Below are 9,076 nucleotides of genomic sequence, written 5' to 3'. Positions count from 1 at the left end.
TCCTCGGCACCCTCATCGACGAGCTCGAGCGCCGCGACCTGCGCTACGGCCTCGCCACGCTCTGCGTCGGCGGCGGCATGGGCATCGCGACCATCGTCGAACGAATCTGAAACGGACTAGGACTCACACATGACCAGCACCACTGAAGCTGTCCGCTACGAGCTCGTCGACGGGATCGCCCACCTGATCCTCGACGACCCGAGCCAGAGCGCCAACACGATGAACCAGGCGTACGCCGACGGGATGGCCCACGCGGTCGACCAGCTCGCCGCCGACATCGCGGCCGACCCCGAGCAGGTCAAGGGCGTCATCGTGTCCTCGGCGAAGAAGACCTTCTTCGCCGGCGGCGACCTCAACCTCATGATCCAGGCCAAGCCCGAGGACGCGCCCCAGCTCTTCGAGCACGTCGAGGGCATCAAGGCGTCCCTGCGCAAGCTCGAGACGATCGGCAAGCCCGTCGTCGCAGCGATCAACGGCGCGGCGCTCGGCGGCGGCCTCGAGATCGCGCTGGCGACGCACCACCGCATCGCGGCCGACGGCGGCTACGAGATCGGCCTCCCGGAGGTCACCCTCGGCCTGCTCCCCGGTGGCGGCGGCGTCACGCGTACGGTCCGCATGTTCGGCATCCAGGACGCGCTGATGAACATCCTGCTGCAGGGTCCGCGCATGAAGCCGGCACAGGCCAAGGACAAGGGCCTGGTCGACGAGATCGTCGCGACCCAGGACGAGCTCCTCCCGGCCGCCAAGGCCTGGATCGAGGCCAACGCCGGCGACGAGGAGGCCGCGACGCAGCCGTGGGACCGCAAGGGCTACCGCATGCCCGGTGGCACGCCGTCGAGCCCCAAGCTCGCCGCGTTCCTGCCCGCGTTCCCGTCCAACCTGCGCAAGCAGGTCAAGGGCGCCGGCTACAAGGCTCCGCGCAACATCATGAGCGCCGCGATCGAGGGTGCGCAGGTCGACTTCGACACCGCGTCGCGCATCGAGTCGCGCTACCTGGTCGAGCTCCTGATCGGCCAGCAGTTCAAGAACATGACGCAGGCGTTCTTCTTCGACCTCGGCGCGATCAACGCGGGCGGCTCGCGCCCCGCGGGCATCGAGCCGAGGAAGTTCACCAAGGTCGCCGTGCTCGGCGCCGGCATGATGGGCGCCGGCATCGCGTACGTCTCGGCGAAGGCCGGCATGGAGGTCGTCCTCAAGGACGTGAGCCTCGAGGCCGCCGAGAAGGGCAAGGCGTACAGCGAGAAGCTCCTCGACAAGCAGCTCGAGAAGGGTCGCATCACGCAGGAGAAGAAGGACGCGTTCCTGGCCCGCATCACCCCGACCGCGGACTACGCCGACCTCAAGGGCTGCGACCTGGTCGTCGAGGCGGTCTTCGAGTCGGTCGAGCTCAAGCACTCGGTGTTCGCCGAGCTCGAGCCCGTCGTCAACCCCGACGCGCTGCTGGGCTCCAACACCTCGACGCTGCCGATCACCGGCCTCGCCGAGGGCGTCACGCGGCCTGAGGACTTCATCGGCATCCACTTCTTCTCGCCGGTCGACAAGATGCCGCTGGTCGAGATCATCGCCGGCGCCAAGACCAACGACGAGACGATCGCGCACGCGCTCGACTACGTCCAGGCGATCAAGAAGACGCCGATCGTCGTCAACGACAGCCGCGGCTTCTTCACGAGCCGCGTCATCGGGCACTACATCAACGAGGGTCTCGGCATGCTGGCCGAGGGCGTCAACCCGGTCTCGATCGACCGCGCCGCCACCCAGTCCGGCTTCCCGACGGGCCCGATCCAGATCAGCGACGAGCTCAACCTCGAGCTCATGAAGAAGATCCGGGTCGCCTCGCAGAAGGCCGTCGAGGACGAGGGCGGCACGTGGGTCCGTACGGGCTCCGAGGACGTCATCGACACCATGATCGAGCTGGGCCGCACGAGCAAGCTCGTCGGCAAGGGCTTCTTCGACTACGACGAGAACGGCAAGCGCACGGGCCTGTGGCCGGGCCTCGCCGAGCACTTCCCGGTCGCCGCGGAGCAGCCTGACTTCCAGGACCTCAAGGACCGCCTGGTGTTCGTCATGTCGCTCGACACGGTGCGCTGCCTCGAGGAGGGCGTGCTCCGTACGGTCGCCGACGCCAACATCGGCTCGATCTTCGGCATCGGCTTCCCTCCCTTGCTGGGCGGTGCGCTGCAGTACATCAACGGCTACGAGGCGCCGGACGGCCGGATCGGCGTCGAGGCGTTCACCGAGCGGGCGCAGGAGCTGGCAGCGAAGTACGGCGAGCGGTTCGAGCCCCCGGCGCTGCTGCTCGACAAGGCCAAGAACGGCGAGAAGTTTGCCTGAGGTCGTGAGCTGACCACCCAACGCTGAGCCACCCCGCGCCCCCCGGTCATCGACCGGGGGGCGCGGGCGTTCATGGGGCGTCAGCGATGCCTCACGCGAGCGCGAGGAACAGCTTCTCCATCTTCTTGGCGTCGACGCCGTCGGGACCGTCGCCCTCGGTGAGGCAGTGCTGCATCCCGGTCGCGACGATCGCGTAGCCGGCACGAGCGATGGCCTTGTTGACGGCCGCGAGCTGCGTGAGGACGGACTCACAGTCCGAGCCCTCCTCCATCATGCGGATGACACTCGTGAGGTGGCCGTTCGCCCGCTTCATCCGCGTGATGATGGCCTTGATCTCTTCGGGCTGGAGGTCCATCGCTGCGCTGTCGGGCATCATTCGTCCTTTACGGCGTCGAGCGCACCGGCGAGGCGGGCGCGGGCTTCGTCTGCGATCTCACGCAGGGCGGCCGAGGCATCGGCAGCCATGCCCATCATGGCCTGTGGATTGATCGCCTCGACGATCGAGCCTTCGCCGTCAGCCCGGACGACCACGTTGCACGGCAGCAGCGCCGCAATGGAGGGGTCCGCCTGCAGGGCGAGGTGGGCCAGCTGCGGGCGGCAGGCGCCCAGGATGACCTGGGGCTCGACGTCGACATCGAGCTTCGTCTTGAGCGTGGCGGCGATGTCGATCTCCGTCAGGATCCCGAACCCTGCGTCGGCGAGCCGGTCGCGCACCAGTGAGACCGTCTCGTCGTACGGCTTGGTGGTGGTGACCTTCATCGTGAGCTCCGTCATGGGTGCTCCCTTTCATCGGGTGGGGATGACGCCTCGGCGTAACCCCCCGGGGGGATCTGATACGATCAAGCATAACCCCCCAGGGGGTTCATCTCAACCCACATCCTTGGAGTACGCATGTCCCAGACGGCCCTCGGCCACCGGACCACCCCGAACCCCACGCACGACTCGTCGCCCGGCCTCCTGGGCCGCCTGGGGGTTTGGGTCACACGCCACTCACGCCTCGTGACGCTGTCGTGGCTGGTGGTGGTCATCGGGCTCGGCGTCTTCGCCCCGAAGGTGGAGCACAACCTCTCCGGCGCCGGGTGGCAGGCCGACGGGTCGGAGTCCGTCGCTGTGCGCGAGCTGGCCCAGGAGCGATTCGGTGGCAATGCGTCGTCGGCGATCCAGGTAGTCGTGCACAGCACAGACGGACCCGTGACCGAGGGGCGCGCGGGCCAGGCCCTGGCGAAGGTCGAGGACGTCCTCCGGGCCGAGCCCCGGATCGCCGACGTGATCGCCCCCCAGCCGGGAGCGACGCTGAGCCGTGACGGGTCGACCGCCGTCGTCCTCGGTGGAGCCGGCGCGGATCCCAACGAGATGGTCCGGGTCGCCACCGACCTCAAGGGTCCCCTGCAGGACCTGTCCGGAGCCGGGGTCCAGGTGAACCCCACCGGGGCGTCGCTGCTCTGGTCGGACTTCAACGAGGCGAACCTCGACGCGATGCTCAAGTCCGAGATGGTCTCGTGGCCCGTGACGCTGGCGATCCTCGTGCTGGCCTTCGGAGCCCTTGTCGCCGCAGGGCTGCCGCTGCTGTTGACGCTGGCCGGTCTGGTGGCCTCGGCCGGGTCGCTGGTGCTGATCAACGAGCTCATCCCCGTCTCGATCTGGGCCATGAACTTCGCGATGATGTTCGCCCTGGCCCTCGGGATCGACTACGCGCTGTTCCTCGTCGCCCGCTACAGAGCGGCCCGCATGGGGGCGAAGCTGAGTGCACGTGAGTCCGTTGCCCAGACGATGGACACGGCCGGCAAGGCCGTGCTGCTCTCCGGCCTGACGGTCCTGGTGTCGCTCTCGGCCGTCATGCTGGTGCCGTCCCCCGCCTTCCGGTCGATGGCCGGGGGCATCATGCTGTCGGTCGTCTTCGTGCTGGCCGCCACCCTCACCCTGCTGCCCCTGGTGCTCTTCAAGCTGGACCACCGGATCAACAAGCTGGCGCTGCCTTGGGTCAAGACCGGAGAGCATCGGTCGGCCCGATTCGCAGCCTGGGGGGAGCGGCTGTGGAGGCGCCCGATTCTGTGGGGCACCGTGTCGCTCGTCGTGCTCGTCGCCCTGGCCGCGCCGGTGCTGGGCCTCAAGACCGCCATGCCCTCGATCAAGGTCCTGCCCGAGGACTCCTCCGCTCGGGTCGGCTACGACCGGGTCCAGGAGGCGTTCGGCGAGGGGGCACCCGGCACGTTGCAGATCGTCGTCAAGCAGTCGGAGGCCGCGAAGGCCGCTGACGTGCTCAGCGCCGATGACCACATCTCGGGTGCGATGCCGGCCGTCGAGGCGAACGACGGCAGCGGGCTGGCGCTCATACAGGCGGTGCCTGCCTTCGACCCGTCCGACGAGAGGCTCGCGGGAGCCGTCGAGCAGCTCCGCGCGGACCTGCCAGACTCCGCGTACGTCGGAGGTGCGGCGGTCGAGAACCTCGACCTCAAGGCCCAGCTCGACGACTCGACACCTCTGGTCATCGGGGTGGTGCTCGCGTTGGGGTTCGTGCTGCTGCTCGTCGCCCTCCAGGCGCCCCTCATCGCGTTGCTCGGCACTCTCGTCAGCCTGTTGTCGACCGGCGCGGCCTTCGGGGTGGCGCGCCTGGTGTTCCAGGAGGGCTGGGGATCGAACCTGCTCGGGTTCGAGAGCCAGGGCTTCCTCGATGCCTGGGCACCGGTGTTCTTCTTCGCGATGATCTTCGCCATCGCGATGGACTACACGGTCTTCCTCCTGGCCTCGGCCAAGGAGCACTTCGAGCGCTCCGGCGATCCGAAGGAGGCGATGATCGGGTCGCTGGCGCACTCGGGCCGCGTCATCTTCGCCGCCGGCGCGGTGATGGTCGCGGTGTTCTTCACGTTCGCGTTGTCCGGTCCGCTGCCGCCCAAGGAGATGGGCGTCGTGCTGGGTGTCGCCGTGCTCCTCGATGCGTTCCTCGTACGGCTGGTGCTGTTGCCGGTGCTGCTGCGGTTGACCGGGCGTGCCGCCTGGTACGTCCCGCGGTGGCTGCGGCGGATCCTGCCGAACATCACCTTCGCCCACGGGTGAGACGTCGCCGGCCGGATCGTCCGGCCGGCTCCCCTCTGACAAGGAGAACTCATGAACATTGACCGCATGGTGATGGCCCTGGCCGGCACGCTGACCCTGGTCGGCCTCGCGCTGGCCACGGCCTTCTCGCCGTGGTGGCTGCTGCTGACGGCCTTCGTCGGCCTCAACCTCCTCCAGGCGAGCTTCACGGGTCTGTGCCCGGCGGCCGTCGTGCTGCGTCGTCTCGGCGTCGAGAAGGGGTGCGCGTTCCGTTGACATTCCGGGACCGAGTCCCAAGATGTGGTCCCTGCCTGTCGCGGATAGCCTGAGCGGACCCGCCAACCGGCGGACATTCGAGGGGAAAGGCGACACTATGTTGCGAATTCGTACAGCACTGGCGGCCCTGGCCGTCGTGCTCCTGGCCGCGGTCACCTCCGCCGGCCCGGCCGCCGCGATCACAGGAGGCGAGCCTGACGGGGAGGACCATCCCAACGTCGGGCTGATCCTGTTCTACGACTCGACGGGACGTTATCGCTGCACCGCGACGCTGATCAGCCCCACGGTCCTCCTCACGGCCGCGCACTGCACCGACGGTGTCGTCGGCAGCGTGTTGGTCGACTTCGACTCGGTCATCACCGAGACGGGCCCCAACCCGTACGCACCGGCCGCCGATCCGGCCGCCGGATACACCGATGCCGAGATCGCCGCGATGGGTGAGCTGTCCGGTACGGCGCACACGCACCCGGATTACTCCGACTTCACTGACATGGGCAACTGGAACGACGTCGGCGTCGTGGTGCTCGACGAGCCGGTCGACATCGCACCGGCGCCTGTCGCGCCGCAGGACTACCTCGACCAGTTCACGCCCGACGTGCTCAACAAGACCGCGTTCGACGTCGTGGGCTACGGAACCGAGGTCCGCCAGGCCGAGTCGGGCCCGCAGAAGCCGACGCCCCTGAGCTATCCGCTGATTCGTCGGCAGACCTCGGTGATCGGGCAGAAGCTCACGCCGCAGATCCTGCAGGCCAACGGCAACGAGAACGACAACCGCGCCGGCGGCGGTACGTGCTTCGGTGACTCGGGCGGCCCGATCTTCCACGACGGCCTGATCGTCGGCGTGACGAGCTACGGCTACACCTCCAACTGCCGCTACATCGACGGCTACCAGCGGGTCGACATCGCTGGCGTGCAGACCTGGGTGAACTCGTTCCTCTGATCCCACCCAGCTGAAACCGGCCCCGGGAGCGCATCGCTCGCGGGGCCGGTGCGGTTTTCCGGAACAGGCGGTTGACCTCAACCCTGGTTGAGGTCGCACGATGGTGTCCTGAGCATCGATGACAACCGTTCAGGAAATGTCACACGTGTGTGGTATTCCTGTTAGGAACAAGCGATAGTCTCGAGCTATCTCACCATCTGAAAGGGACCTCCCATGACCCGCCCCCTGGCCGTCGAAGCCATCGACCTGGTCAAGCGCTTCGGCGACAATGCCGCCGTCGACGGCGTGAGCTTCGTGGTGCCCGAAGGCACCGTCCTCGGCCTGCTCGGCCCCAACGGCGCCGGCAAGACCACGACCGTCCGCATGCTCACCACTCTCAGCGTCCCGACCAGCGGCACCGGCCGCGTCGCCGGGCACGACATCCTCAAGGAGCCCGACGCGGTGCGCCGCAGCATGGGCCTCACGGGACAAGCCGCGACGGTCGACGAGCTGCTGACCGCTCGCGAGAACCTCAAGCTGATCGGCCGGCTCTACGGCCTGCCCAAGAGCTACGTCGCCAAGGCCTCCGACGAGCTGCTGGAGCGCTTCTCGCTGACCGAGGCCGCCAACCGGACCGCCAAGACCTACTCCGGCGGCATGCGTCGCCGGCTCGACCTGGCGGTCAGCCTGATCGCGTCCCCACCCGTGCTGTTCCTCGACGAGCCGACGACGGGCCTCGACCCGCGCAGCCGCACCGAGCTGTGGGAAGTCCTGCGAGGACTGGTCCGCGACGGCACGACGCTGTTGCTCACGACGCAATACCTCGAGGAGGCCGATCACCTGGCCGACGACATCATCGTGATCGACAAGGGCAAGGTCATCGCCTCCGGCACTCCGACCCAGCTCAAGGACCAGGCCGGCGCCGCGAGCGTCGTCGTCACGGTCACACACGCGGACGACCTCCAGCGCGCCGCCGAGCTGACCCGTACGGTCTCCAGCGAGGTGCACGTCGACGAGACCTCGCGCCGCATCACCGCCAAGGCCTCGGGCCTGAGCGACATGACTCGCATGGCCCACGTGTTCGAGGACAGCGAGATCCCGGTCGACGACCTGGGGCTCAAGCGTCCGAGCCTCGACGACGTGTTCCTGCACCTCACCGGCCACAAGGCCGAACAGGTCGACGACCTGGAGGCCCAGTTCGAGGAAGAGGAGGTGCTGTCATGACCACGATGACGTCCAACACCCGCCCGCCCATCAATCCGCCGTCGATGATCCGCGCCTCGGGCACGGTCGTCTGGCGCAACCTGATCCACATCAAGCGCATGCCCGAAATGCTGATGGACGTCACGGTCCAGTCGGTCATGTTCGTGCTGCTGTTCGCCTACGTCTTCGGCGGTTCGATCAACCCGCCCGGCGACACTCCCTACAAGGAGTTCCTGCTCCCGGGAATCATGGTGCAGACCATGATCTTCTCGTCAGCGGTCGTGGCGATGGGCCTGACCAACGACCTGCAGAAGGGCATCGTCGACCGGCTCAAGTCGCTGCCGATCTCGCGGTCGTCCGTGCTCGTGGGGCGCAGCATCTCCAGCCTGATCCACTCCAGCATCGGCATCGCCGTCATGGGGGTGACCGGTGTGCTGATCGGCTGGCGCATCCGCGACGGGGTCGTCAACGGGGTCCTGGCGTTCGTGCTGCTGCTGCTCTTCGGCTTCGCGATGATCTGGCTCGGCATCTGGGTCGGCTCGCTGATGCGCACGGTCGAGGCGGTCCAGGGGTTCATGTTCACCGTGATGTTCCCGCTGACGTTCGTGGCCAACACCTTCGCGCCGACCGAGCACATGCCGCCATGGCTGCGGTTCATCGCGGAGTGGAACCCGGTCTCGGCGCTCACGCAGGCCTGCCGCGAGCTGTGGGGCAACACCAGCGCGGTCCCGTCGGACGCCGCGTGGCCGCTGCAGAATGCGGTGCTCGCGTCGATCGTGTGGTCCGTGCTGCTGACGGCGATCTTCGCACCGCTGGCGTTGCGTGCGTTCAAGGCTCGTTCCAAGGACTGATCTCACGGAGTGGCCCGGCTGGCGAGGTAAGCCATACCTAAGTTAGGGTGACCTGAGTCCCCTGACGAAAGGTCTTGTCGTGTCCTACGTACGCCGCCTGGCGGGCGGAGCGGTCGCCGCTCTGCTCGCCACCACCCTCCTTGCCGCCTGCGGCTCCTCGAGCGCATCGGACGATGACGCCGAGGGCAGCGGGCCGTGGTCGTTCACCTCCGGCGACGGCAAGACGGTCAAGCTCGACGAGACGCCCAAGCGCATCATCGCCAGCGGGGCGGAGGCCGCCGCGCTGATGTCGTTCGGCATCAAGCCGGTCGGCATCTACGCGACCGGGCCGGTCACGGATGACCCCAACCTCAAGGACCTCGATCTCTCGGGGATCGAGATCCTGGGCGAGACCTGGGGCGAGATCGACGTCGAGAAGGCCGCCTCGCTCAAGCCCGACCTGATCGTCGCCGACTGGTGGCCG

General features: G+C 67.9%; 9 protein-coding genes and 1 pseudogene. 8 read left to right on the top strand and 2 right to left on the bottom strand.

Features of this window, described 5'->3' with window-relative positions; genetic code table 11:
- The coding region (locus V6M46_RS08875; RefSeq protein WP_332663878.1) for a hypothetical protein at positions 1-110 on the top strand (110 nt) is incomplete at its 5' end.
- A gap of 19 nt (positions 111-129) precedes the next feature.
- A complete protein-coding gene (locus tag V6M46_RS08870; protein WP_332663875.1) occupies positions 130-2,331 on the top strand; it encodes a 3-hydroxyacyl-CoA dehydrogenase NAD-binding domain-containing protein in 2,202 nt (733 codons plus the stop codon).
- A gap of 91 nt (positions 2,332-2,422) precedes the next feature.
- Here the strand turns inward: V6M46_RS08870 and V6M46_RS08865 are convergent, their stop codons facing one another.
- Positions 2,423-2,704, bottom strand: a complete 282-nt coding sequence (locus tag V6M46_RS08865; protein ID WP_442880481.1) for a metal-sensitive transcriptional regulator — start codon at positions 2,702-2,704, stop codon at positions 2,423-2,425.
- Positions 2,704-3,105: a DUF302 domain-containing protein gene (locus V6M46_RS08860; RefSeq protein WP_332663873.1), complete on the bottom strand. Its 402-nt coding sequence runs from the start codon at positions 3,103-3,105 to the stop codon at positions 2,704-2,706. The genes V6M46_RS08865 and V6M46_RS08860 overlap by 1 nt, the downstream gene beginning before the upstream one ends.
- Positions 3,106-3,222: 117 nt before the next feature.
- On the opposite strand from V6M46_RS08860, the gene V6M46_RS08855 reads away from it, so the two are divergent.
- From V6M46_RS08855 to V6M46_RS08830, 6 genes and pseudogenes are all read left to right on the top strand, one after another.
- Positions 3,223-5,385 (top strand): MMPL family transporter, encoded by a 2,163-nt coding sequence (locus V6M46_RS08855; protein WP_332663871.1) that lies wholly within the window; start codon positions 3,223-3,225, stop codon positions 5,383-5,385.
- A gap of 51 nt (positions 5,386-5,436) precedes the next feature.
- Positions 5,437-5,640: a YgaP family membrane protein gene (locus tag V6M46_RS08850; RefSeq protein ID WP_332663869.1), complete on the top strand. Its 204-nt coding sequence runs from the start codon at positions 5,437-5,439 to the stop codon at positions 5,638-5,640.
- Between the two features lie 97 nt (positions 5,641-5,737).
- A complete protein-coding gene (locus V6M46_RS08845) occupies positions 5,738-6,580 on the top strand; it encodes a S1 family peptidase (RefSeq protein WP_332663867.1) in 843 nt (280 codons plus the stop codon).
- 213 nt (positions 6,581-6,793) lie between these two features.
- Positions 6,794-7,783 (top strand): ATP-binding cassette domain-containing protein, encoded by a 990-nt coding sequence (locus V6M46_RS08840; protein ID WP_332663865.1) that lies wholly within the window; start codon positions 6,794-6,796, stop codon positions 7,781-7,783.
- On the top strand, positions 7,780-8,613 hold the full coding sequence (locus V6M46_RS08835) for an ABC transporter permease (RefSeq protein ID WP_332663862.1): 834 nt from the start codon (positions 7,780-7,782) through the stop codon (positions 8,611-8,613). Before V6M46_RS08840 ends, V6M46_RS08835 begins: the two co-directional genes overlap by 4 nt.
- Positions 8,614-8,692: 79 nt before the next feature.
- A pseudogene (locus V6M46_RS08830) lies at positions 8,693-9,076 on the top strand (hypothetical protein); the annotation flags it as partial.

The sequence above is a fragment of the Aeromicrobium sp. genome (genome assembly GCF_036676885.1).
In the GTDB taxonomy this organism is placed as follows: domain Bacteria; phylum Actinomycetota; class Actinomycetes; order Propionibacteriales; family Nocardioidaceae; genus Aeromicrobium.
This window is presented reverse-complemented; position numbering and strand designations above follow the sequence as displayed.